Source organism: Herbaspirillum sp. Her4 (genome assembly GCF_057961335.1).
Genome location: NZ_CM176330.1, coordinates 5,320,771 through 5,343,227, shown reverse-complemented (window position 1 = coordinate 5,343,227; position 22,457 = coordinate 5,320,771). Strand labels below are relative to the sequence as shown.

Here is a 22,457-nt window from a genome sequence, read left to right as displayed (position 1 = left end):
CATGGCAAAACACAGCAAATCCATTCCCGGACGCGGCTTGCGCGTCGCCGACCAGATCCAGCGGGACCTGTCGGAGTTGATCGCCTTCGAGCTGAAGGATCCGCGGGTGGGCATGATCACCATTACCGAAGTGCAGGTCACCCCGGACTACGCGCACGCCAAGGTCTTCTTCACCACGCTGGTGGACAACCCTGACGCGATCAAGAACACACTGGCCGGCCTGCGCAAGGCGGGCGGTTATCTGCGCACCCAGCTGGGCCGCAGGCTGACCATCCACACCCTGCCGGAACTGCATTTCGTGCACGACAACTCGACCGCACGCGGCATTGAAATGTCGCGCCTGATCGACGAAGCCAACGCCACCCGCGCCAAGGATTCGGACGACGAGGCTTGATGACGGGCGGTTCTTTTCCCGTTGCATTGCAGTTTTCTTCACACTTTTCACGCCGGTCTGCGTTTCCCTTCAGCGGGGCGTGGGCCGGTCTTGCATTTCATGGCTGACGATACGACGGCGGACCTTGGTTCCGCTTCCCCTGAACCGCTGCAGCCGCGCCCCAAGCGCGGCCAGCAGGCCCGCACGCCGCGCCCCCCGCGCGTGCCGGTGCATGGCGTGCTGTTGCTGGACAAGCCGGTCGGCTTGTCCTCCAACGACGCCCTGATCCGCGCCAAGCGCATGCTCAATGCGCCCAAGGCGGGACACACCGGCACCCTGGATCCGTTCGCCACCGGCCTGTTGCCGCTGTGCTTCGGCGAAGCCACCAAGTTTTCGCAGGACTTGCTGGAAGCCGACAAGACTTACGAGGCCCTGGTCCACCTGGGCGTGCGCACCGATACCGGCGACACCGAAGGCCAGGTCATCAGCGAGCGCGCCGTTGAGGCCAGCTTGTCGCAGATCGAAGCGGCGCTGGCGCAGTTCCGTGGCCCCATCAGCCAGGTGCCGCCCATGCACTCGGCCTTGAAGCGCGACGGCAAGCCCTTGTACGAATATGCGCGCGCCGGCATCACGCTGGAGCGCGAAGCCCGTAACGTCACCATCCACGCCCTGGAACTGCTGGACTATCAAGCCCCCATGCTGCGCATCCGCGTCACTTGCAGCAAAGGGACATATATCCGCGTGCTGGGTGAAGATATTGGCGAAGTACTGGGCTGTGGGGCGCACCTCAATGCCCTGAGACGCACTGGGGTCGGCGCTCTCACGCTCGATGGCGCAGTCACGCTGGAGACCTTCGACGCCGCCGCTGAGCTGGAGGCCCGCAAGGCCTTGCTGCTGCCGGTGGACGGCCTCTTGCGCAGCTTCCCGGCGGTGCAGCTCAGCGATGAACTGGCGCGCCGCTTCCTGCACGGCCAGCGCTTGCCGCTGGGCAAGGAAGGCGTGGCGGTGCCGGAGCAGACCGGCCGCGTCCGCGTCTATCGCAGTTCGGACGCCGCCTTGCTGGGCACCGGACTGTTGCAGGAATACGCCATCCTGGCCCCCGAAAGGCTGGTGTCCACCGCCTGAGGACAGATAGCGTCAAACGGCTTGCAGCCGAGCCTTGCGGGGTAGCCCGCGAGGCTCGGCAAGCCGTTGATAACACAGGTTTTTCCAAAGTTCATGCGTCGCAACATGCTATAATGCGCGCCTCCCGAGATTCGGCATTCCCAACCACATTCACCATGTCAAACAATATCCGCGCAATTCGCAACATCGCCATCATCGCCCACGTTGACCACGGCAAGACCACCCTGGTGGACCAGCTGCTGCGTCAGTCCGGCACCTTCCGCGACAACCAGCAAGTGGACAACCGCGTGATGGACTCCAACGACATCGAAAAGGAACGCGGCATCACCATCCTGTCGAAGAACTGCGCGGTGGAATACAAGGGCACCCACATCAACATCGTCGACACCCCGGGCCACGCCGACTTCGGCGGTGAGGTCGAGCGCGTGCTGTCGATGGTGGACTCGGTGCTGCTGCTGGTGGATGCGCAGGAAGGCCCGATGCCGCAGACCCGCTTCGTGACCCGCAAGGCACTGGCCCTGGGCCTGAAGCCCATCGTCGTCCTGAACAAGATCGACCGTCCGGGCGCACGCGCCGAGTGGGCCATCAACGCCACCTTCGAACTGTTCGACAAGCTGGGCGCCACCGAAGAGCAGCTGGACTTCCCCGTGATCTACGCCTCGGGCCTGAACGGCTACGCCAGCCTGGATCCGGAAACGCGCGAAGGCAACATGGAGCCGCTGTTCGACGCCATCCTGAAGTACGTCCCGGCCCGCAAGGATGACCCGGACGCACCGCTGCAACTGCAGATCACCTCGCTGGAATATTCCTCCTACGTCGGCAAGATCGGCGTGGGCCGCATCCTGGCTGGCCGCGTCAAGGGCGGTCAGGACGTGGTGTGGATGAATGGTCCGGAAGATAAGCCCACCAAGGCCCGCATCAACCAGGTGCTGACCTTCAAGGGCCTGGAGCGCGTGCTGGTCGATGAAGCCCTGGCTGGCGACATCGTGCTGATCAACGGTATCGAAGAAATCGGCATCGGCTCCACCATCTGTGCGCCGGATGCCCCCAACGGCCTGCCGATGCTGAAGGTGGATGAACCGACCCTGACCATGAACTTCATGGTCAACACCTCGCCGCTGGCTGGCCGCGAAGGCAAGTTCGTCACCACCCGCCAGATCCGCGACCGCCTGGAAAAGGAACTGAAGTCCAACATGGCGCTGCGCGTGGTGCAGGCCGAGAACGACGACTCGACCTACGAAGTGTCGGGCCGTGGCGAATTGCACCTGACCATCCTGATCGAAAACATGCGCCGTGAAGGCTTCGAGCTGGCCGTCTCGCGTCCGCGCGTGGTGTTCCGCATGGTTGACGGCGTGCGCGAAGAGCCGTACGAAAACCTGACCGTCGACGTCGAAGAAACCCACCAGGGCGGCGTCATGGAAGAACTGGGCCGCCGCCGTGGCGACCTGCAGAACATGGAACCGGACGGCAAGGGCCGTGTGCGCCTGGAATACCACATCCCGGCGCGTGGCCTGATCGGCTTCCAGGGGGAATTCATGACCCTGACCCGCGGCACCGGCCTGATGAGCCACGTCTTCGACGACTACAAGCCGGTCGACACGACCAAGGGTGAACTGGCCGGCCGTCGCAACGGCGTGCTGATCTCCCAGGACGACGGCGCTGCCGTGGCCTACGCACTGTGGAAGCTGCAGGATCGCGGCCGCATGTTCGTCAGCCACAACGACCCGGTGTATGAAGGCATGATCATCGGTATCCACTCGCGTGACAACGACCTGGTCGTGAACCCGATCAAGGGCAAGCAGCTGACCAACGTGCGCGCTTCCGGTACCGATGAAGCGGTGCGCCTGGTGCCGCCGATCGAACTGTCGCTGGAATACGCGGTGGAATTCATCGAAGACGACGAACTGGTCGAAGTGACCCCGAAGAGCATCCGCCTGCGCAAGCGTCACCTGAAGGAACACGAGCGCAAGAAGGCGTCGCGCGAAGAATCCATTTGATTCGTTGGCAGGGAAGGGCAGTCGCTGGATGGGCTGCCTGCAGTGGGGAACGGGAAATGGCAGGCTGGGCTGGTGGTGATATCTGGTTTGTGAATAACTGATATCAGCATAAAAAAGCAGACAGCCATGATGCACTGCCATATAGTTACACCTGTCTCCTCCAATTTCCTCCTAAAGAATTGGATTCAAGCCCGCAACTTCGGTTGTGGGCTTTTTTTTTGCCTTTCGGCGCGAAGGCTTGCTGCTGTGGGTGTCAGGCCTGCCGGGCGGGGGAAAATGAAGCTGTTTGCTTCCGTTCACCGGTGTGTGAGATGAACGTTTGTCCAAGATCGTTTGCGATGCGCTGTTTTTGTGCATTGCGAAATGACGGCTGCCGGATTGTGGTGCAGAATCGTGTCCGTTGTACGAAAAATCCTATCTCGAAGAGGATAGAGGGGACACCAGCCCGCAATGCGCAAGCCTTGCGGGCTTTCTATTTGCCGCTGCGGCTGATCCCGGGCGCCAGGAGGGGGATGTGAACCTTCCTTCGTCTCCTGCGCCGCATAGCCACCTGCCATCCGCTTTCCGGTGCGCATCCCAGAACCTTGAATGAAGCATTTCGTCTTTTTATGAAGAAAGCCCTGCCTCCGCGTACGCTGTCGGTCGCTCCCATGATGGACTGGACCGACCGCCACTGCCGCGTCTTCCATCGCCAGATCACCCGCCACACCTGGCTGTATACCGAGATGGTCACCACCGGTGCGCTGCTGCATGGGGATGTGCCGCGCCATCTGGATTTCGACGAGCAGGAACATCCGGTCGCCCTGCAGCTGGGCGGCAGCGAGCCGTCCGACCTGGCGCACAGCGCCAAACTGGGTGAGCAATGGGGCTATGACGAGATCAACCTGAACTGCGGCTGCCCGTCCGAGCGCGTCCAGAAGGGGGCTTTCGGCGCCTGTCTGATGGGCGAGCCCACGCTGGTGGCCGATTGCGTCAAAGCCATGAAGGATGCGGTCTCCATCGACGTGACCGTGAAGCACCGCATCGGCATCGATGACGTGCAATCCTATGACTTCGTGCGCGATTTCGTCGGCCAGATTGCTGAGGCCGGCTGCAAGACCTTCATCGTGCATGCCCGCAATGCCATCCTCAAGGGCCTGAGTCCCAAGGAAAATCGCGAGATCCCGCCGCTGAAGTATCACTACGCCTATCAGCTGAAGCAGGATTTCCCGGAGCTGGAAATCCTCATCAACGGCGGTATCAAGACCCTGCCCGAGATCGATGAGCATTTGAAGCATGTGGACGGCGTCATGCTGGGCCGCGAGGCGTATCACAACCCCTATCTGATGGCGTCCTTCGATGCCCGCTATTACGGTGATCTGGACGGCGGCCGCCAGCCCAGCCGGGCCGAGGTGATCGAGGCCATGTTGCCCTACATCAAGCGCCAGCTGGAATTGCACGGCGACAATGGCCGCGGCCTGCGCTTGAACAGCATCACCCGTCACATGCTGGGCCTGCTGACCGGCATGCCTGGTGCGCGCGCTTTCCGCCAAACCTTGTCGGATTCCAAGCGCCTGGCCCTGGGCGACCCGGCTCTGTTGCTGGAAGCGCTGCAACGCACGCAGGCGGCCCAGGCGGCACAAATCGCCTGAATGGCCTGAATCGCCGGATTGGCGTAATTGGCCAGCGGAAGAGGCCCGCAATCCTTTAAAATAGCGGGTTCCAATTGGGAAAAGAGCGCGAACATGCCACTTGCTACAACCGAAGAAATCGTCGCCGAACTCCGTGCCGGCCGCATGGTGATTCTGGTCGATGAAGAAGACCGCGAAAACGAAGGGGACCTGGTGCTGGCCACCGACTTCGTCACGCCCGAAGCCATCAATTTCATGGTCACGCATGCGCGTGGCCTGGTCTGCCTGACGCTGACCGAAGAGCACGTGGACCAGCTCGACCTGCCGCTGATGGCCACCCGCAACGGCACGCCCTACGGCACCAATTTCACCGTCTCCATCGAGGCTGCGGAAGGCGTGACTACCGGCATCTCCGCCGCCGACCGCGCGCGCACGATCCAGGTAGCCGCCTCCAAGGGCGCCAAGCCGTCGGATCTGGTGCAGCCGGGCCACATCTTCCCGCTGCGCGCACAAAAGGGCGGGGTGCTGATGCGCGCCGGCCACACCGAAGCCGGTTGCGACCTCACTGCCATGGCCGGCCTGACGCCTGCTTCCGTGATCTGCGAGATCCTGAAGGATGACGGCACCATGGCGCGCCTGCCGGACCTGCTGGAGTTCGCCGAAAAACACAAACTGAAGATCGGTACCATCGCCGACCTGATCCATTACCGCAGCCGCAACGAAAGCATCATCGAGCGCGTGGCCGAGCGCGAGATGCAGACTGCCCACGGCAGCTTCAAGGCCATCGCCTACCGCGACACCCCCTCGGGCGGTGCGCACCTGGCACTGGTGCGTGGCGACATCCAGCCCGGCCGCGAAACCCTGGTGCGCGTGCACCAGCCGGTCTCCATCCTGGACCTGCTCGAAGCCGGCGTGACCACTCACTCGTGGAACCTGGCCGCCGCCATGAAGGCGGTGCAGGAAGCCGAGTCCGGCGTGATCGTGCTGCTCAACTGCGAAGAATCGGCGCAGCAGATGTTCGACCAGTTCGGCGCACTCAACAAGGTCGGCACGCCCGAGGCTGCCAAGCCCAGCCGCGCGGACCGGATGGACCTGCGCACCTATGGTATCGGCGCGCAGATCCTGAGAGATCTCGGCGTGTGCAAGATGAAGCTGCTGGCCAGCCCGCGCAAGATGCCGTCGATGACCGGCTTCCAGCTGGAAGTGACCGGTTACCAGGCACGCGAAGGTGCGTGAGCGCACGGCTCCGGCTATCAAGAATTACGCAAGTCAACCTATCAAGAAGGAACAGCCATGACCATCGGAACCTATGAACCAGACTTCAATGGCGAGAGCTTGCGCATCGGTATCGTCCAGGCGCGCTTCAACGAAGACGTCTGCCACGGCCTGCTGGCCGCCTGCCTGGCTGAGCTGAAGCACCTCGGCGTGGCCGACGAGGACATCCTGCACGTGACCGTGCCAGGTGCCCTGGAAATCCCCCTGGCGCTGCAGAAGATGGCCGAGACCGAACAGTTCGACGCCCTGATCGCCCTGGGTGCCGTCATTCGCGGTGAGACCTATCACTTCGAGCTGGTCTCCAACGAATCCGGTGCCGGCATCACCCGCATCGGACTGGATTTCGGCCTGCCCATCGCCAACGCCGTGCTGACCACCGAGAACGACGAGCAAGCCGAAGTCCGCATGGCCGAGAAGGGCGCTGACGCGGCCCGCGTGGCGGTGGAGATGGCCAACCTGTCCATCGTGCTGGAAGAACTCGGCCAGGCCACCGAAGAAGAATAATTCACGGGCAGTGGCGGGATGCACATCCCGCTGCCGCCCCCGCCGGCCCGCGCCGGCACTCGCATTCATTTGTTTCAGTTATCCAAGGCTCAGGCCGCATTCATCATGTCGAACAAAACTCCACACGCCAATTCGAACAAGAACCGCACCCCGCGCCATCGCGCGCGCGAGTTCGCGTTGCAGGGCTTGTACCAGTGGCTGCTCAACCACGAGGACGCGGGTGCCATCGAAGCCCACATCCGCGAAGCCCACGGTTTCGACAAGGCCGACGCCGAGCACTTCGATACCCTGCTCACCGGCGCCATCCGTGACGCCGAAAAGCTGCGTGCAGCGCTGGAGCCACTGATCGACCGTCCCATCAAGGAGCTGTCGCCGGTGGAACACGCCGCGCTGCTGATCGGTGCTTACGAGCTGCAGAACCACATCGAGATCCCCTACAAGGTGGTCATCAACGAAGCCGTTGAACTGACCAAGTCCTTCGGCGGCATCGATGGTCACAAGTACGTCAACGGCGTGCTGGACCGTTTCGCGGCCCAGGCACGCGCCACCGAAGTGGAAGCGGCCGGTCGCCGCTGACCGGCTCCGTGCCGGCGCTTTGCTCGTTTTTTGGACGGCACAGCAGAGGCGGTCGCCGTCTTGTCTTTTTTTGCCCATGTTGTCTGGAATTAGCGCATGAACCTGAACCAGCTTGCTTCACGTTTGCAGCACATCGCTCCCTTCCATGTGATGGAATTGTCCAAGAAGGCCGATATCCTGGCCCAGCAGGGACGTGACCTGATCCACATGGGCATCGGCGAGCCCGATTTCACCGCGCCGCCCGCCGTGGTCGAGGCCGCTACCCGCGCCATGGCCGAAGGCAAGATGCAGTACACCTCGGCCACCGGCCTGCCGGCCCTGCGTACGGCCATCTCGCAGCACTATCGCAGCGTCTACGGCCTGGAGATCGCGCCGGAACGCATCGTCATCACCGCCGGGGCCTCGGCCGCGCTGTTGCTGGCCTGTGCCGCGCTGGTGGAGCGCGACAGCGAAGTACTGATGCCCGACCCCAGCTATCCCTGCAACCGCCATTTCGTGGCGGCCTTCGAGGGACGCGCCAAGCTCATCGCCAGCGGGCCGGAACATCGCTTCCAGCTGTCGGCGCAGATGGTGCGCGAGCACTGGGGTGACAAGACGCGCGGCGTGCTGCTGGCTTCGCCTTCCAATCCCACCGGCACGTCCATCGAGCCTGACGAGTTGCGCGCGATCCAGGGCGAAGTGCGCCAGCGCGGCGGCTTTACCATCGTCGATGAGATCTATCAGGGCTTGTCCTATGAAGGTGCGCCGTTCTCGGCGCTGTCGCTGGGCGAGGACGTGGTGGTCATCAACAGCTTCTCCAAGTATTTCAACATGACCGGCTGGCGCCTGGGTTGGCTGGTGCTGCCGCCGGCCCTGGTGCCGCAGGTCGAGAAGCTGGCGCAGAACCTGCTGATCTGTGCATCCTCGATTGCCCAGCATGCCGCCGTGGCCTGCTTTACGCCCGAGACCCTGGCCATCTACGAAGAACGCAAGGCCGAGTTCAAGCGCCGCCGCGACTACATCGTGCCGGCGCTGGAAAGCCTGGGCTTCACGGTACCGGTCGTTCCCGACGGTGCCTTCTATGTTTATGCTGATTGCAGCGCGCTGTCCGACGATGCCGACCAGCTCAGCCTGGACATGCTCAACGAGGCCGGCGTGGTGCTGGTGCCAGGGCTGGATTTCGGGCCCTTCACGGCGCGCCGCTACATCCGCCTGTCTTATGCGACGTCGATGGAAAAGCTGCAGGAAGCCGTAGCGCGTCTGCGTGTGTTCTTCGACGGACGTCGCAAGGCGGCCTGAAGCGCGAAACGAGAAGACGCAAAAAAAAGGAGCCCGAGGGCTCCTTTTTTCATGCGTTCTGAATACCGGTAATATTCACATCGCAACACGCCAAACTGCACAAACAATATTACAGGGCAGCGAGTTGTTCTTCCGTCTTGGGCTTGGCCGCCGAGGCTACGTTGTTGGCCGTTGGCTTCGGCTGATCTGCGCTGGCCGACACACCCGAGGCCGGCGGCAGCTTGACGGTGGCCGTGGTGTAGATGGAGACGTTCTTGCCCATCGCCACTTGCTTCAGGTTCTGGTATTCGGACAGCACCTTGATGCCATAGCCGCCATCATTGGCCATGTCAGCCGCACCCACGTAGCTCTTCAGGCCGGCTTCCACCGAACCGCCACGGGTGACATATTCCTTCAGGATCTGCGAACCGACACGGATGTTGGCCACCGGATTGAGGGCCGCCTTGATGCCGCCCAGTTCCTGGAATTTGTCGTGGTGCACCTTGGACATCACCTGCATCAGGCCCTGCGCACCCATCGGGCTTTCGGCGAAGGGATTGAAGCGCGATTCGATGGCGATCACCGACAGGATCAGCAGCGGATCGAGCTTGATGTCGCGCGCCGTCAGGTAAGCCGCCGACACCAGCATGTCAGCAGCATCGCTTGCTACGCGATAGCGCTTGGCCAGCCAGTTGGTCACCAGCTTCTGCTGGCGCGGATTGCCGATCAACTGGCGTTCCTCAGGCGACAGGGCCTGGGCGGGTGCGGATGCCGTAGCCTGCTGCACCGAGCTGGCAGCTGCTGCGCCCGCCAGGGCGCTCACGGTAGCGACCGGTGCGGTGGGTGCCATCAGGTCAGCCAGCGCCGGAGCGGCGGGAGCGTCGGCTTCCGCGACCTCTTCAGCAGCATCCGAGAAGGGCGACATGCTGATCAGCTTGTCGGCCAGGTCGGGGTTGAAGAACATCAGGCCCAGTACGAACAGCGCGGCGATACCCAGAATCGTCAGCAGACGATGGGCGATGCCGAAAAATTGAGCAATGCGCGGGTTCCCGGAGAGATTCCGGAAATCCACGCGGCGAACCATCTGCGAGGTGCCCGCTAAAGGCGCCTCGGAAGCTTGGTTGGACATTGAACCTCCTGCGTTATTGCGGCAAAAACAGGGCGCGCCTGGCCAAGAAGTGAAGACCAAACGGCTGAACTGTCGTCGCTGCAATCTATTACGTTACCGTCGCAAGGCGTTACGGCAAGGCCATCCGCGAGGCCTGCTGGCCCTGCCGTCGGATGGCATGTTTCGGGGGGTAGGGCTGACGCCCTGGACACACTTCTTGAGTTGCTGGGACCCCGGATCCCTGGATACCTTGCTTGGCTCGACTGTTTTCGATCAAGCCTCTACGAGCCCACGGCTCACCTCTTCGGTTTAGAGTGGGCGCATTGTAGAAGCCACTTTATATCGAGTCAATACTATGAAAATAGTTCTTTATAACTTTTGTGTATCATATTGCGCGTGGCCTTCCTTCAAAAATCAATAGAATCAAGCGTTTGCCGGGGTTACTTGAGCCGGCTGTGATGCAAAAAGAAATTTGTTAAAAAGTATGAAATACACTGATTTACGCGATTTTATTTCTCAGTTGCAACAAAAAGGTGAGCTCAAGCGTGTCTCGCACCCGGTGTCGTCGCATCTTGAGATGACCGAAATCGCCGACCGCACCCTCCGTGCGGAAGGTCCGGCGCTCCTTTTTGAGCAGGTCGACAAGAAAAATATCCCGGTGTTAGCGAATCTTTTCGGTACACCGCATCGTGTGGCCCTGGGAATGGGGGCCGACAGCATCAGCGAACTGCGCCGCATCGGCCATCTGCTGGCGCGCCTGAAGGAGCCTGAGCCGCCCAAGGGCATCAAGGATGTGCTGGATCTGGGCGGGCTGGTGAAGTCGCTGTGGGACATGGCCCCCAAGGAGCGCGGCTCGGCCCCCTGCCAGGATGTGGTGTGGGAAGGCAAGGAGGTGGATCTGTCGCGCCTGCCGATCCAGCACTGCTGGCCGGGCGACATCGCGCCGCTCATCACCTGGGGCCTGGTCATCACCAAGGGCCCGAACAAGAAGCGCCAGAACCTGGGCATCTATCGCCAGCAGGTGTTGGGGCCGAACAAGGTCATCATGCGCTGGCTGGCCCATCGCGGCGGTGCGCTGGACTTCCGTGAGCACTGCATTGCCAACCCCGGCAAGCCCTATCCGATCGCCGTGGCCTTGGGTGCCGATCCCGCCACTATATTAGGTGCAGTCACGCCGGTGCCGGACAGCCTCTCCGAATACCAGTTCGCCGGCCTGCTGCGCGGCAGCCGCACCGAGCTGGTCAAGGCCATGGGCAGCGAGTTGCGCGTGCCGGCCTCGGCCGAGATCGTGCTGGAAGGGCATATCTATCCGGATGAAAAACACGCGTCGGGATTCGAGCATGCGCTTGAAGGTCCGTATGGCGATCACACCGGTTACTACAATGAGCAGGACTGGTTCCCGGTCTTCACCATCGACCGCATCACCATGCGGCGCGATGCCATCTATCATTCCACCTATACCGGCAAACCGCCCGATGAGCCGGCCGTGCTGGGTGTGGCGTTGAATGAAGTTTTCGTCCCGCTGCTGCAGAAGCAGTTCGCCGAAATCACCGATTTCTACTTGCCGCCGGAGGGATGCAGCTATCGCATGGCCGTGGTGCAGATGAAGAAATCTTACGCAGGCCACGCCAAGCGGGTCATGTTCGGAGTGTGGAGCTTCCTGCGCCAGTTCATGTACACCAAGTTCATCGTGGTGGTCGATGAGGATGTCGACATCCGCGACTGGAAGGAAGTGATCTGGGCCATCACCACCCGCGTGGACCCGGTGCGCGATACCGTCATGGTGGACAACACCCCCATCGATTACCTGGACTTCGCCTCGCCCATCAGCGGCCTGGGCAGCAAGATGGGCATCGATGCCACCAACAAGTGGCCGGGTGAAACCAGCCGGGAATGGGGTACACCCATCGTGATGAGCGACGATGTGAAGAAACGTGTCGATGCCATCTGGCAGGACCTGGGTATCTGAGCGGGCAGGGTGCACACGCCGTTGGATGCGCCCATCGCCGAAGTGAAGCTTCAGGCAAAAAGCCGCGTAAATTGTTTAATCAATTTGCGCGGCTTTTCACTTTCTGATGCACTGCAATGATTTCTCTGGCAGCAAGTGTGTGATCTGGGATACAATGCACCCCGGCGGGCCCCTGCGCATTGTGGCATGGTCAACCTGGTCAGGTCGGGAACGAAGCAGCCACAGCCATTTCCCGCAAGTGCCGCAGACAAGGCTCGCCTCTTATCTCTCTTCTGTTTCTTCTTCTGTTGTTCCGGCAGGTCCTCCCTCTCGCTTTACCTCTTTCGTTGTCGTCCCTGTAGTGTCGTCATTGCGCGATGCCATGAAAAAAGGCTGACGCGAACTTGCCGCATCAGCCTCCCGCAAAACCTCCCGGCCTTGCCTTTGATTACTCGTGCGGATCCAGCCGGTCAGCCAGGATCGCCGACACACCCGTGAAGGCCGGATATTCCGCCGTGATCACATAGGTCGGAATGGCCTTGGTCAGCACCGACATGCGGCCCTTGTTCTCGAAGCGTGCGCGGAAGGGCGAGCGGGCGAAGTACTCGCCCAGGTGCGGTACCACCCCGCCCCCAATATAGATGCCGCCAAGCGCACCCAGCGTCAGCGCCAGGTCGGCCGCGACGGTACCGAGCATGCTGCAGAACAGGTCCAGCGTTTCCATGCACACTGTATCGCCTTGTTTGAGTGCGCCGTCCACGATCTCGGCGGCCTTCAGTTCGGCGGCGGGATGGCCATCGATGGCCAGCAGGGCGCGATGGATGAATTCGAGGCCGGGGCCCGAGACCAGGCGTTCAGCCGAGACGTGTTCATGGAATTGCCAGGCGTAGTCCAGCACGGCCGCTTCACGCGCATTGGCCGGAGCGAAGGCAACGTGGCCACCTTCGCTGGCCAGCGGCAGCCAGTGGCCATCGCCGCGCACCAGCCCGCCCACGCCCAATCCCGTGCCGGCACCAACCAGGCCGACCGGCTGGCCCGCCCTGGGTGTGCCGCCACCGATCTGCTGCAATTCATCGGCGCGCAATTGCGGCACGGCCATCGACAGCGCCGTGAAGTCATTGACCACCAGCAGCAGGTCAAAGCCCAGCAACTGGCGTGCCGCTTCAATGGAGAAGGCCCAGTCGTGGTTGGTCATCTTGATCTGGTCGCCTTGCACCGGATTGGCGATGGCCACCACCGCGTGTTTCACGGCGGGTTGGCCAGCCAGCTGGAGGTAGGCCTGCACGGCATCGGTGAATTGCGGATAGTCGGCACCGCGCAGGACCTGCACTTGCTCTATATGGCCCGGTGAAGTTTCCAGCGCGAAACGGGCATTGGTGCCGCCGATGTCGGCCAGCAGGCGCGGACCGCCGGCGTGGGGCGGCTTGCTCGAAGAGGGAGTGGGGGCGTGCATCGTCTTGTCCTTGTTTTCTTCATACCAACAGGCGGCAGGGCGCGTGGCCGTGCCGCCTGTCGAATTGCAATGGAGTTCGGGCGGATCCTGGTGCGGATGCGTTACAGGGTATGAGGCGAAGCGGCGCGCCAGGTTCCGGCGGATGAGCTGCTCATCCGCATCGGCGCGCATGGTAACAGCATCAGGCCAACTGTTGTAGCAGCGCGTTGCGCACTTCGGCGACGACCTCGCTCCAGTCGCCGGTCTGCTTCTGGCGGAACAGGTGCATGCCCGGATACCAGGGCGTATCGCTGCGTTCCAGCTGCCAGCGCCAGCAGGTGTTGGCGCGATTGAGCAGCCACACCGGCTTGCCCAGGGCACCGGCCAGATGGCAGACCGAGGTGTCGACGCTGATGAGCAGGTCGAGATTGGCGATCAGCCCGGAGGTGTCGGCAAAGTCCTGCAATTCCGCAGAACAATCACGCACATGGCTGGCCAGCGGATGGTTGCGCAGCTGGGCCACCGCGGCCTCGCCAACCTGGACGGAATAGAATTCCAGTTGTGCATGCTCCTGCGCCAGTTCCACCACGGGAGCCAGCGCCTCGAAGGGCAGGGAGCGCTCGCCGTCGATGCGTACTGCATCCGGATGTGTCTGGGCCGAGCTGCCGGCCCAGACCAGGCCGACGCGCATGGCGCGGTTGCGCGGCAGGCGCTGCAGCCAGGTGGCCCAGGCGTCGGCGTCGGGCAGCAGATAGGGAGAGCGCGGAATGTCGGCTTCGCTGAAGGACTTGCAGGCCAGCGGCAGGCTCATCAGCGGGCAGTGATAGTCGAAACCGGGACGCATGAACTGGTCGCTGCTGATGACCTGGGCCGCTCCCGGCACCTTGGCCAGCAGGCGGACCAGCGCCGGTGGCACTTCCAGAATCACGCGTGCGCCGAGAGCGGCCACCTGGGGCAGGTAGCGCACGAATTGCAGGGTGTCGCCAAAGCCTTGTTCGGCGTGGATCAGGATGGTCTTGTCCTGCAGGGATTGCTGTCCCAGCCAGAGCGGCTGCAGGAATTGGCGGACCTGCGTGCGCATCTGTTCGGTCGCCCAGCGCGACTCGTAGGCGGGCCAGCCATTGGCGAAGTCGCCCTGGCGCAGTTTCAGCAGGGCATCGTTCCAGGCGGCGGAGCTGGCATCGGGCTTGAGCTCGCGGGCGCGGCGGTAGCACTCGGTGGCTTCGCTGAAGCGATACAGCTGTTCCAGCGTCGAGCCGCGGTTGAACCACAGGTCCGGCGAGCTGTCGTCCAGCGCCATGGCGCGGTCGTAGGCTTCCAGCGCTTCCATCGGGCGTTGCATCTTGAATAGCACGAAGCCGCGGTTGGACTGAGCCTCGAAGAAGTCCGGCTGCACCTCCAGCGCGTGGTCGTAGGCGCGCAGGGCCTCGTCGAACTGGTAGCTGTCCTTGCAGGTATTGCCCAGGTTGAACCAGGCTTCGATGAAATCGGGGCGCAGGGCGACGGCGCGCTCATAGCTGGCGCGTGCATCGCGATAGCCGTAGAACTCGTGCTGGAGGTTGCCCAGCTGGAACCAGGCATCGGGGTTGTCCGGCGTCAATGCGGCTGCGCGTTCAATGTCGGCCAGGGCTTCGCGGCTGCGTTTGAGGCGGCGCAGGGCAGTGCCGCGTGCCAGCAGCGCGTCGGCGAAGTCCGGCGTCTGCGCCAGGATCTCGTCGTAGCGCTGTACGGCTTCGGCATCGCGGCCCAGGTGGACCAGCGCACCGGCATGGTCGAAATAGGTGTCGCGGTGATCGGGATTGAGTTCGATGGCATGCGCCAGCTGGGCTTCGGCCGCCTCCCAGTCCTCCTGATGGAGCTTGAGCATGCCGTAGAGATAATTGGCCTCGAAATGATCAGGAAGCTTGACCAGGACCTTCTTGTAGAGCTCTTCGGCGGGGGCCAGATCACCCTTTTGATGCAGGGCCAGGGCTTTTTGCAGCAGGATGAGGGAGGCGTTTGCTTGCTGGTGCATGATCTTGTTCTGGACAGAGAAAGGGGCCGGCGCAATACCAGCCAGTTGACCTGCAAGTGTCCCCAAATCCGCGCAGTTTTATTCAGCAGATTACAGCCCGAAATCTCACCTATATCTCTCGCTGGGGGCCGCAAGCGGAGTCGCGGCTTTTCTTTTACACTAGCCGGACATCAGACAACTGATGCGCAAGCCAAGCCGGCATTGACCGGTTCCTCATCCACCGCATGCAGTTGCATGCACGTCGCCACCACGGAGTCTTCCCGATGAGTTTCGCCATTCCCGCACCCGCCCAGGCCACCGTCCCGGTGGTCGGCGGTGCGCCGTTCCCGGTTCGCCGCATCTATTGCGTGGGCCGCAACTATGCCGCCCACGCCCGCGAAATGGGCCATGATCCCGACCGCGAGCCGCCGTTCTTCTTCATGAAGCCGGCCGACGCCGTGGTACCCACCGATTCCGTGGTGCCGTACCCGGCCGCGACCGCTGACTATCATCACGAAATCGAACTGGTGGTGGCACTTTCCGGCGGTGGCCGCGAGATTCCGGTGGAAAAGGCGCTGGAACTGGTCTACGGCTACGCCGTCGGGCTTGACATGACCCGCCGTGACCTGCAGGCGCAGGCCAAGAAGCTGGGCCGTCCCTGGGACATGGCCAAGGGCTTCGACCAGTCCGCCCCCTGTGCGCCCATCGTCCCCGTGGCCCAGTCCGGACATCCCGACAAGGGGGCCGTCTGGCTCAAGGTCAATGGCGAAGTACGCCAGCAGGGCGACCTGTCGGACCTGATCTGGAACGTGGCCGAAACCATTTCCTATCTGTCCGGCCTGGTGGAGCTGTTCCCCGGCGACCTGATCTATACCGGGACACCCGAAGGCGTGGGCGCGGTGGTCAAGGGAGACCAGTTGCAAGGCCATGTGGACGGCTTGCCGGACATCAACATCACCATCGGCTGAAGCGCTCGCGGGCCGGGTGCAGCCGGGTTCTGGCGGTCCCGGCCCGGCTCCCGCAGCCAGCTTCCTGCACCGGTCCCGGACCGGGCGCAGGGGGGGCGAAACCAAACTGTCATGAAGCCGGCGGCGATGCGGCGTATAATACGGAGTTCCGCAAGGAATGCCGGGCATTGCAAGTCGTCCGTCCGGTCAGCATCGTTGTTAGCGTTTGCATCATCCGAAGCGCCCGGCCGAGCAGGTTTGGCCGGTTCGCCCGTAACACATCAACACAGAAAGCAATCAGAACCCGTGCGCATGCACCCCATGCACCGGAGCCGCCTGGCGGCTGCCGCGGCGCTGTCGCACCGTTCGCAATAAACCATGTCCGACACCACGTCCGCGTCCGCAGCACCGGCTGCCCCTGCCGTCCGTTTTGAAGATTTCGGCCTTTCGCCCGATATCCTGCGAGCCTTGTCCGAACAAGGCTACGTCCATCCGACCCCGATCCAGGCCCAGGCCATTCCTGTGGTGCTGCAAGGCCGTGACGTGATGGGCGCCGCCCAGACCGGCACCGGCAAGACCGCCGGTTTCTCGCTGCCGATCATCCAGCGCCTGCTGGCCCATGCCAGCAACAGTGCCTCGCCCGCCCGCCACCCGGTGCGCGCCCTGATCCTGACCCCGACCCGCGAGCTGGCCGACCAGGTGGCCGACAATGTGAAGGCGTATTCACGCTTCACCCCGCTGCGCTCCACCGTCGTCTTCGGCGGCGTGGACATGGCACCGCAAACGGCCACCCTGCGTGCCGGCGTGGAAATTGTCATCGCCACCCCGGGCCGCCTGCTGGACCACGTGCAGCAAAAGACGGTGAACCTGTCCCAGACCCAGATCCTGGTCATGGACGAAGCCGACCGCATGCTCGACATGGGCTTCCTGCCGGACCTGCAGCGCATCATCAACCTGCTGCCCAAGCAGCGCCAGAACCTGCTGTTCTCGGCCACCTTCTCGCCCGAGATCAAGAAGCTGGCCGCCAGCTTCCAGAACAACCCGGTGACCATCGAAGTCGCGCGCAGCAATGCCACGGCAGAAAACGTCAGCCAGACCATCTACAAGGTGGAGGAAGCTGCCAAGGCGGATGCGGTCAGCTTCATCATTCGCCAGCGCGCACTGAAGCAAGTGATCGTCTTCTCCAACACCAAGATCGGCGCGTCGCGCCTGGCGCGCACTTTGCTGGCCGAAGGTGTGAAGGCTTCTGCCATCCACGGCGACAAGACCCAGTCCGAGCGCATGGCCGCCCTGGAGGCCTTCAAGCAAGGTCAGATTGAAGTGCTGGTGGCCACCGACGTGGCCGCACGCGGGCTGGACATCGCCGAACTGCCCTGCGTCATCAATTACGACCTGCCCTACAACGCCGAAGACTACGTGCACCGCATCGGCCGTACCGGCCGTGCGGGTGCCTCGGGCGACGCCATCTCGCTGTTCTGCGACAAGGATGAGCGCCTGCTGGTCGATATCGAAAAGCTGATCAAGAAGAAATTCGAGCGTGCAGAGCTGACTGGCTTTGCGCCGCGCATGCGCGCTGACCGGGGTGAACGCGGTGAACGTTCGGAACGTGGCGAGCGCAGCGACCGGGGCGAACGCGCCGAGCGTGGCGAACGCAGTGACCGTGGCGAGCGCAGCCGCAGCAGCCGCGACGGCGCAGCCCCGTCGGGACGCCGCGAGAAGGTCGATCCCTGGTTCCTCAAGCCCTATGAGCCCAGCGCCACCGAGACCGTCTCCACCAAGCCGGAACTGCCCAAGAACAACCGTCCCAAGCCCAAGGTCGCCGCCTTGCTGGGCGGCATGCCCAAGCGCTGATCCGGCAAGCGCTGATCCGTTTTCTCAGCGCGGACCGAAACGCGCTCGCCAGCCGGTGAGCGCCAATGTCCAGAATCCTTCCCTGTCGCGGGCCGCGCCCGTGTCCAGTCCAAGAAAGGCCGCCGCCTGCTGCAAGGCTTGCAGCGGCTGGCCCAGGTCCAGTGCCTGGGCGCCGTTCTGCTTGGAAAACTTTTCCCCCGACGCATTCATCAACAGCGGCACGTGCAGGTAGCGCGGCGTCGCATAGCCCAGCAGGCCCTGCAGGTAGATCTGCCGCGCCGTCGAGTCCAGCAGGTCGGCCCCGCGCACGATGTCGGTGACGCCCTGTTCTGCATCATCCACCACCACCGCCAGCTGATAGGCCCAGAAGCCATCGGCCCGCTGCAGCACGAAATCCCCGGCTTCCGAGGCCAGATGCTGCGCCTGCGGACCCAGCCAGCGGTCCGTGAATTGCACCATTTCGCTCGGCTGGCCGGCATCGGGCACGCGCAGCCGCAGCGTGCGTGGCATCTTGCCGGGGGCCAGTCCGTGGCGGCAGGTGCCGGGATAGAGCGCAGCACCATCGCTGGCCGTGCCGACCCTGGAATCGGCGATTTCCTTGCGGCTGCAGCCGCAGGGATAGGCCAGTGCGCCCAGATGCTCGCGTGCAAGCTGGTAGCGTGCCTTGCGCTGGCTCTGCACCAGAATCGGTCCGTCAGAGTGCATATCCAGTGCCGCCAAGGTGGCGATGATGTCGTCTGCTGCGCCGGGCACGGTGCGGGTCTCGTCGATGTCTTCGATGCGTAGTAGCCAGCGGCCATGGTGCACGCGGGCATCCAGATAGCTGGCCAGTGCCGCCACCAGCGAGCCCGCATGCAGCGGACCGGAAGGCGAGGGCGCGAAGCGGCCTACATAAGCTTTGCCGCTCATGCCGGATCCCGCATGGGTATCGGTCCGATCAGCGATTGCCGCACGTGCGGCTGTGCCAGGTGCTGAATGAACCATTTCAGTGACTTGCCCTGCTCGGCCTTGGGCCAGGCCACCATGAAATTGTCGTTGGGTTTGGCGGCCAGCGTCTGTTTTTCCACCAGCGCACCGGTGGCGAGATAGGGCTCGGCCCAGATGCGCGGCAGATGGCCGCAACCGAGGCCTGCCAGCTGGGCTTGCAACTTGTCGGCCACGGTGGCCACTGTCAGCGTTTCCTGGCCGGACAGCAGACCCATGGTCAGTGTGGGCAGGGACTGGCTGTTGTCGCCCACGGCAATGGCCCGGTGGCTGCGCACCAGCTCTGCCGACAGCGGTTCGGTGGCCGAGGCCAGCGGGTGCGTCGGGGCCACTGCAAAGACCCAGTCCACCGCCCCCAGCTCCTGCATCTGGAAGCGCCCGCTGGTGCGCACCACTTCCGGCCCGTCCAGGGTCACCCCGATGACCAGGTTGGCGCGGCCCTCGATGAGCTTTTCCCAGGCCCCGGTCAGTACACCGGGCGTGAAGCGCAGGCGGGTGCCGGACTCTTCGCGGTCAAAGGCTTCGATCACCGGCAGCATCTTGTCGAAAGGAATCAGGCTGTTGAGCACGATGTGCAGTTCCGTTTCGCGTCCGGTGGCGGTGCGCTTGACGCGCTGCTCCAGGTCGCTGGCAGCCAGCAGCAGATGACGGCCTTCCTGCAACAATTGCAGGCCCGCCGGTGTCAACTGGGCCCGGTGGCCACGGCGGTCGAACAGCAGCACATCCAGGTCATCCTCCAGCTTGCGCACGCTGTAGGTCAGGGCCGAGGGCACCCGGTCCAGGGCCACGGCAGCCGCGGCAAAACTGCCCTTGCGGTCGATCATGTCGAGGATCAGCAGGGATTCCAAGGTCAGGTTCACGTCTTGCTCCGCTTGTTTAAATTTTTTGAACGAACACTACGGATTTTAGACCTTATCTGCATAAAAGTTAGCCACTATAGTGACGCCATCGACAAACATTTTGACCAAATCAATTCCGGTTTGGTCCCACTCAAGAAAGAGGTGTTGACATGATGGAACTTCGCAAAGCGAACGATCGTGGCCACGCCAACCACGGTTGGCTGGATTCGTATCACAGCTTTTCCTTCGCGGACTACTATGATCCTAAGCACATGGGCTTCGGTCCGCTGCGGGTGATCAACGAAGACCGCGTGGCAGCAGGCCAGGGCTTTGGTACCCATGGCCACCGTGACATGGAGATCATTTCCTATGTGCTCGAAGGTGAACTTGCGCACAAGGACAGCATGGGTAACGGCAGCGTGATCCGTCCCGGTGACGTGCAGCGCATGAGTGCCGGGACCGGCGTGCGCCACTCGGAGTTCAACCACTCCCAGGATGGCACCACGCACTTCCTGCAGATCTGGATCATGCCGGACCGCGCCGGCGCCGAGCCGGGCTATCAGGAAGCGCACTTTTCAGCCGCCGACAAGGACGGCAAGCTGCGCCTGGTGGCTTCGCGTGATGGCCGTGAAGGTTCGGTCAGCATGAACCAGGATGCCCAGCTCTACGCAGGTCTGTTCGACGGCGCACAAGCGGCCGAGTACACCTTGCCGCAGGGCCGCCTGGGCTATGTGCACGTGGCCCGCGGCAAGATCAGCGTCAATGGCCAGGCCCTGCAGGCGGGCGATGCCGTCAAGCTCAGTGCGGTCGACCGCATCGAGATCAGCGGTGGCGAGAAGGCTGAAGTCCTGTTGTTCGACCTGCCGCGCTGATCTTGAGCGCGCCGTACTCAGTAATGCAGTAGGCAGTTTGCAGTAGCAACCCGCCGGTACCGATCACACCGGCGGTTTTCCCCGCGTCACTTCACTCTCTAGAGAAGGAATTTCGTCATGACCAAAGTTGCCATCGTTTACCACTCCGGCTACGGCCACACCAAGAAGCAGGCCGAAGCCGTGCAGGCTGGCGCGGCCGGCGTTGCCGGTGCCGATGTCGAGCTGATCGCCATCAGCGCCGAAGGCACCATCACCGATGCACAATGGGCCAGCCTGGATGCGGCCGATGCCATCATCTTCGGTTCGCCGACCTACATGGGTACCGTGTCCTGGCAGTTCAAGAAGTTCGCCGACGCCTCCTCCAAGCCCTGGTTCAGCCAGAAGTGGAAGGACAAGGTCGGTGCCGCCTTCACCAACTCTGCCACCATGAACGGCGACAAGCTGTCGACCCTGCACTACCTGTTCACGCTGGGCATGCAGCACAGCATGATCTGGGTCGGTACCGGCCTGATGCCTGCCAACAGCAAGGCGGCCCAGCGCAATGACATCAACTTCGTCGGTTCCTTCTCGGGCCTGATGGCGCAAAGCCCGTCGGACTCCTCGCCGGAAGAAGGCCCGCTGCCGGGTGACCTGGAAACGGCCAAGCTGTTCGGTGCGCGCGTGGTTGAAACGGCTGCCAAGTTCAAGAAATAATCTTCATCTCATCGACGCAAGTCGTGAAGATGTAAAAAAGCCGACCTCGCAAGGGGTCGGCTTTTTCGTTGCCAGAGCGCGCTGCAATCAGGCTGCTGCAGAGCTGGCTTCCTGCGCCGCCCGCTGTTTGGGCGCGCAGTGCGGACAGGACTTGCCCGGCACGTAATCCGGCGAGAGCTGTTCACGCGGGGTGACCACAGCGCGGCAGGCGAAGCATTGGGCGGTCTGGGTTTCCTTCAACTCCGGGCTCAGGGCGGTGCGATAGTCGAAGACGAAGCAGTCGCCGTTGTAATGGGCACCGCCGACATCCTCGAAATACTTCAAGATGCCGCCTTCGAGCTGGTAGACATGGTCATAGCCGATGTTCTGCATATGAATCGCGGCCTTTTCGCAACGAATGCCGCCCGTGCAGAAGGTGACGACCGTCTTGCCCTCGAAATCGGCCTTGTGCTCCTCGATCACCTGCGGGAATTCCGTGAACTTGCTGATGCGATAGTCCACCGTGTTGTCAAACGTACCCACATCGACCTCGAAGCCATTGCGGGTATCCACCATCACCACCGGACGGCCTTCGTCGTCATGACCCTGGTCCAGCCAGCGCTTGAGTTCCTTCGGCTCCACGAAAGGCGCACGGCCCAGCTCCGGCTTGATCAGCGGATGCTTCATGGTGATGATCTCGGCCTTCAGTTTCACCAGCATGCGGGTGAAGGGTTGCTTCTCGGAATAGCTCTCCTTGACCGTGAGATCGGCAAAGCGCGCATCGGCGCGCAGCCAGGCCAGAAAGGCGTCGATTTCATGGCGCAGGCCGGCCAGGAAGAGATTGATGCCTTCCGGGCTCAGGATCACGGTGCCACGAAGGTTGTTCTTCTGGCAAATTTCGAGAAAGGCCGGACGCTTTTCAGCGGTGTCATCGAAGCTGATGAACTTGTAGGCGGCGATGTTGACGTAGGGGGTCTGCGGGGACTGCATGATGGCGTACTCAACTGTAAGTCTTTGAATCGTCAGCATTATAACCGTGCACCCCGGCTCGCCGCAGTTATTTGGCCGGAGCCTGCGGCTTCTCTGATGCAGAT

19 protein-coding genes and 1 other RNA gene are annotated in these 22,457 nt (G+C 62.7%); 14 read left to right on the top strand and 6 right to left on the bottom strand.

Going from position 1 to position 22,457, the window contains the following annotated elements; genetic code table 11:
- Position 1: 1 nt before the first annotated feature.
- The 8 genes from rbfA to ACWFUC_RS24155 all read left to right on the top strand — a co-directional run bounded on the left by rbfA (position 2) and on the right by ACWFUC_RS24155 (position 8,738).
- Positions 2-394 carry a 30S ribosome-binding factor RbfA gene (rbfA, locus tag ACWFUC_RS24190; RefSeq protein ID WP_006464329.1) on the top strand — a complete coding sequence of 131 codons (393 nt, stop codon included), beginning with the start codon at positions 2-4 and terminating at the stop codon, positions 392-394.
- A gap of 99 nt (positions 395-493) precedes the next feature.
- A complete protein-coding gene (gene truB, locus ACWFUC_RS24185) occupies positions 494-1,498 on the top strand; it encodes a tRNA pseudouridine(55) synthase TruB (protein ID WP_489623634.1) in 1,005 nt (334 codons plus the stop codon).
- 155 nt (positions 1,499-1,653) lie between these two features.
- Positions 1,654-3,495 (top strand): translational GTPase TypA, encoded by a 1,842-nt coding sequence (gene typA / locus ACWFUC_RS24180; protein WP_008331395.1) that lies wholly within the window; start codon positions 1,654-1,656, stop codon positions 3,493-3,495.
- Positions 3,496-4,145: 650 nt separating this feature from the next.
- On the top strand, positions 4,146-5,126 hold the full coding sequence (gene dusA / locus ACWFUC_RS24175; RefSeq protein ID WP_406851288.1) for a tRNA dihydrouridine(20/20a) synthase DusA: 981 nt from the start codon (positions 4,146-4,148) through the stop codon (positions 5,124-5,126).
- Positions 5,127-5,219: 93 nt separating this feature from the next.
- A complete protein-coding gene (ribBA, locus tag ACWFUC_RS24170) occupies positions 5,220-6,341 on the top strand; it encodes a bifunctional 3,4-dihydroxy-2-butanone-4-phosphate synthase/GTP cyclohydrolase II (protein ID WP_489623590.1) in 1,122 nt (373 codons plus the stop codon).
- A 57-nt stretch (positions 6,342-6,398) separates the two neighbouring features.
- Complete coding sequence (gene ribH / locus ACWFUC_RS24165; RefSeq protein WP_006465461.1) at positions 6,399-6,884, top strand: 6,7-dimethyl-8-ribityllumazine synthase; 486 nt, start codon at positions 6,399-6,401, stop codon at positions 6,882-6,884.
- Positions 6,885-6,989: 105 nt separating this feature from the next.
- Entirely contained in the window at positions 6,990-7,460 is a 471-nt protein-coding gene (gene nusB, locus ACWFUC_RS24160; protein ID WP_034337125.1) for a transcription antitermination factor NusB, read from the top strand.
- A 96-nt stretch (positions 7,461-7,556) separates the two neighbouring features.
- Complete coding sequence (locus ACWFUC_RS24155) at positions 7,557-8,738, top strand: pyridoxal phosphate-dependent aminotransferase (RefSeq protein ID WP_489623589.1); 1,182 nt, start codon at positions 7,557-7,559, stop codon at positions 8,736-8,738.
- Positions 8,739-8,847: 109 nt separating this feature from the next.
- Here the strand turns inward: ACWFUC_RS24155 and ACWFUC_RS24150 are convergent, their stop codons facing one another.
- Positions 8,848-9,846, bottom strand: coding sequence for a transglycosylase SLT domain-containing protein (locus ACWFUC_RS24150; RefSeq protein ID WP_489623588.1), 999 nt, complete (start codon positions 9,844-9,846; stop codon positions 8,848-8,850).
- Between the two features lie 463 nt (positions 9,847-10,309).
- Here ACWFUC_RS24150 and ubiD point away from each other — a divergent pair, with 463 nt between their 5' ends.
- The gene (gene ubiD / locus ACWFUC_RS24145) at positions 10,310-11,794 is read left to right on the top strand and encodes a 4-hydroxy-3-polyprenylbenzoate decarboxylase (RefSeq protein WP_489623587.1); all 1,485 of its coding nucleotides are present in this window, start codon (positions 10,310-10,312) and stop codon (positions 11,792-11,794) included.
- A 163-nt stretch (positions 11,795-11,957) separates the two neighbouring features.
- An RNA gene (ffs, locus tag ACWFUC_RS24140) (signal recognition particle sRNA small type) lies at positions 11,958-12,056 on the top strand.
- Positions 12,057-12,221: 165 nt separating this feature from the next.
- Here the strand turns inward: ffs and ACWFUC_RS24135 are convergent.
- Positions 12,222-13,226, bottom strand: coding sequence for a glucokinase (locus ACWFUC_RS24135; RefSeq protein ID WP_489637381.1), 1,005 nt, complete (start codon positions 13,224-13,226; stop codon positions 12,222-12,224).
- A 181-nt stretch (positions 13,227-13,407) separates the two neighbouring features.
- Positions 13,408-15,219 (bottom strand): tetratricopeptide repeat protein, encoded by a 1,812-nt coding sequence (locus ACWFUC_RS24130; protein WP_489623585.1) that lies wholly within the window; start codon positions 15,217-15,219, stop codon positions 13,408-13,410.
- 263 nt (positions 15,220-15,482) lie between these two features.
- Here ACWFUC_RS24130 and ACWFUC_RS24125 point away from each other — a divergent pair, with 263 nt between their 5' ends.
- A complete protein-coding gene (locus tag ACWFUC_RS24125) occupies positions 15,483-16,166 on the top strand; it encodes a fumarylacetoacetate hydrolase family protein (protein WP_489623584.1) in 684 nt (227 codons plus the stop codon).
- 357 nt (positions 16,167-16,523) lie between these two features.
- Positions 16,524-17,996, top strand: a complete 1,473-nt coding sequence (locus tag ACWFUC_RS24120) for a DEAD/DEAH box helicase (RefSeq protein WP_489623583.1) — start codon at positions 16,524-16,526, stop codon at positions 17,994-17,996.
- A 24-nt stretch (positions 17,997-18,020) separates the two neighbouring features.
- On the opposite strand, the gene gluQRS is transcribed toward ACWFUC_RS24120, so the two are convergent.
- On the bottom strand, positions 18,021-18,905 hold the full coding sequence (gene gluQRS / locus ACWFUC_RS24115) for a tRNA glutamyl-Q(34) synthetase GluQRS (protein ID WP_489623582.1): 885 nt from the start codon (positions 18,903-18,905) through the stop codon (positions 18,021-18,023).
- Positions 18,902-19,840, bottom strand: coding sequence for a LysR family transcriptional regulator (locus ACWFUC_RS24110; protein WP_121043281.1), 939 nt, complete (start codon positions 19,838-19,840; stop codon positions 18,902-18,904). The genes gluQRS and ACWFUC_RS24110 overlap by 4 nt, the downstream gene beginning before the upstream one ends.
- Before the next feature lie 149 nt (positions 19,841-19,989).
- On the opposite strand from ACWFUC_RS24110, the gene ACWFUC_RS24105 reads away from it, so the two are divergent.
- Both ACWFUC_RS24105 and ACWFUC_RS24100 read left to right on the top strand, forming a co-directional pair.
- Positions 19,990-20,691, top strand: coding sequence for a pirin family protein (locus ACWFUC_RS24105; protein ID WP_489623581.1), 702 nt, complete (start codon positions 19,990-19,992; stop codon positions 20,689-20,691).
- A 117-nt stretch (positions 20,692-20,808) separates the two neighbouring features.
- Entirely contained in the window at positions 20,809-21,384 is a 576-nt protein-coding gene (locus ACWFUC_RS24100; RefSeq protein WP_008331321.1) for a flavodoxin family protein, read from the top strand.
- Between the two features lie 87 nt (positions 21,385-21,471).
- Here ACWFUC_RS24100 and ACWFUC_RS24095 read toward each other — a convergent pair whose 3' ends face one another.
- The gene (locus ACWFUC_RS24095; RefSeq protein WP_034336354.1) at positions 21,472-22,353 is read right to left on the bottom strand and encodes a sulfurtransferase; all 882 of its coding nucleotides are present in this window, start codon (positions 22,351-22,353) and stop codon (positions 21,472-21,474) included.
- Positions 22,354-22,457 lie beyond the last annotated feature (104 nt).

Bases quoted from the DNA above. Each gene is read 5' to 3' on its own strand.
- truB (WP_489623634.1), top strand. From the start codon at position 494: ATGGCTGACGATACGACGGCGGACCTTGGTTCCGCTTCCCCTGAACCG.
- ACWFUC_RS24105 (WP_489623581.1), top strand. From the start codon at position 19,990: ATGATGGAACTTCGCAAAGCGAACGATCGTGGCCACGCCAACCACGGT.
- ribBA (WP_489623590.1), top strand. From the start codon at position 5,220: ATGCCACTTGCTACAACCGAAGAAATCGTCGCCGAACTCCGTGCCGGC.
- typA (WP_008331395.1), top strand. From the start codon at position 1,654: ATGTCAAACAATATCCGCGCAATTCGCAACATCGCCATCATCGCCCAC.
- dusA (WP_406851288.1), top strand. From the start codon at position 4,146: ATGATGGACTGGACCGACCGCCACTGCCGCGTCTTCCATCGCCAGATC.
- ACWFUC_RS24150 (WP_489623588.1), bottom strand. From the start codon at position 9,846: ATGTCCAACCAAGCTTCCGAGGCGCCTTTAGCGGGCACCTCGCAGATG.
- ACWFUC_RS24095 (WP_034336354.1), bottom strand. From the start codon at position 22,353: ATGCAGTCCCCGCAGACCCCCTACGTCAACATCGCCGCCTACAAGTTC.
- ACWFUC_RS24155 (WP_489623589.1), top strand. From the start codon at position 7,557: ATGAACCTGAACCAGCTTGCTTCACGTTTGCAGCACATCGCTCCCTTC.
- ACWFUC_RS24130 (WP_489623585.1), bottom strand. From the start codon at position 15,219: ATGCACCAGCAAGCAAACGCCTCCCTCATCCTGCTGCAAAAAGCCCTG.
- gluQRS (WP_489623582.1), bottom strand. From the start codon at position 18,905: ATGAGCGGCAAAGCTTATGTAGGCCGCTTCGCGCCCTCGCCTTCCGGT.
- ACWFUC_RS24125 (WP_489623584.1), top strand. From the start codon at position 15,483: ATGAGTTTCGCCATTCCCGCACCCGCCCAGGCCACCGTCCCGGTGGTC.
- nusB (WP_034337125.1), top strand. From the start codon at position 6,990: ATGTCGAACAAAACTCCACACGCCAATTCGAACAAGAACCGCACCCCG.
- ribH (WP_006465461.1), top strand. From the start codon at position 6,399: ATGACCATCGGAACCTATGAACCAGACTTCAATGGCGAGAGCTTGCGC.
- rbfA (WP_006464329.1), top strand. From the start codon at position 2: ATGGCAAAACACAGCAAATCCATTCCCGGACGCGGCTTGCGCGTCGCC.
- ACWFUC_RS24100 (WP_008331321.1), top strand. From the start codon at position 20,809: ATGACCAAAGTTGCCATCGTTTACCACTCCGGCTACGGCCACACCAAG.
- ACWFUC_RS24120 (WP_489623583.1), top strand. From the start codon at position 16,524: ATGTCCGACACCACGTCCGCGTCCGCAGCACCGGCTGCCCCTGCCGTC.
- ubiD (WP_489623587.1), top strand. From the start codon at position 10,310: ATGAAATACACTGATTTACGCGATTTTATTTCTCAGTTGCAACAAAAA.
- ACWFUC_RS24135 (WP_489637381.1), bottom strand. From the start codon at position 13,226: ATGCACGCCCCCACTCCCTCTTCGAGCAAGCCGCCCCACGCCGGCGGT.